The organism is Herbiconiux daphne (assembly GCF_024979295.1).
In the GTDB taxonomy this organism is placed as follows: Bacteria; Actinomycetota; Actinomycetes; order Actinomycetales; family Microbacteriaceae; genus Herbiconiux; species Herbiconiux daphnes.
This window is the reverse complement of sequence record NZ_JANLCJ010000211.1, coordinates 1-918: the sequence shown is the minus strand read 5'-3', so window position 1 is coordinate 918 and position 918 is coordinate 1. Positions and strand designations below refer to the sequence as shown.

2 protein-coding genes are annotated in these 918 nt (G+C 41.0%); both read right to left on the bottom strand.

Annotated elements, in window-relative coordinates; translation table 11 throughout:
• Positions 1–719: terminase large subunit domain-containing protein (locus tag N1032_RS24160; protein WP_259543016.1), on the bottom strand; the 719-nt coding region annotated here is incomplete at its 3' end.
• A gap of 86 nt (positions 720–805) precedes the next feature.
• Positions 806–895, bottom strand: coding sequence for a hypothetical protein (locus N1032_RS28530; protein ID WP_407933081.1), 90 nt, complete (start codon positions 893–895; stop codon positions 806–808).
• Positions 896–918 lie beyond the last annotated feature (23 nt).

The window sequence follows — 918 nt, the reverse complement described above, 5'->3', positions numbered from 1 at the left end:
TTCATGAACAGGTCAATGAGCTTAGTCAGACCGTTCTCTGGTGTAGCTGTCATAGTGATTAAGCCACCAGTAGTAGCAGTACGAGTTACGCACTGAGAATAAATATCCATCGACTTGAAGGGGTCTTCCTCGTCAAGCCAGATATAATCGACTGTTGCACCCATGAGTACGTGTTCACCCTGTTGGGTTGAACGGAATTCGATAGTTGACCAACCATCAAAGTCCCCATTAGCATCATGATGTTTGATTTGTGCGATCTTAATCAAATGCCCATCTTTCTCAAGGTTATCAAAGTCAATACAATCACGTGGAATAGAACCTGTTCCAACTTCTTCTGTATCTTTACCCAAAGGTGTTCCGAACAATTCTTTTTGCAGAACCTTTCTTGTTGAATCACCGGTAATACCTACAGCCCAAGCCAGGATAGGTTTATTAAATCTGTGTCCCTCCCACCATTCTGGATATTTACCAGTGAGGTGGTAAGAGAACTCTACAGCTTCTGAATAAGATTTACCAACACGGTTCGCTGCACAAAGGAACCGACGTTTGTACTTAGCAGATGCTCGGTAGAAATCTTTCTGAAAAGGATAAGGATAGAATTCATCTACCTTATTGTACTTGATTGCTTTCTCACGTTGTTCTAGAAGGGAGATAATCTCCATCTTCATTTCATGTGGGAGAGAATCAATGTCTATGTTTCGTAGTTCATCGATTTGCATTGGTTTCTCCTAGGGGGAAATAAATTAGTCTTGCTCTCCACCGAGAACAGCTACATGTTCCAGCTCTTCAAGACGTTCTTGTTCAGTCATTTTAATGTTCCTTCAAAATAATGTTTACGGCAAACAGATACGTAGGAATCATTGCCACCAATTTGAATCTGTTCACCATCATAAATAGGTTTGCCATTGTTTACTCGGA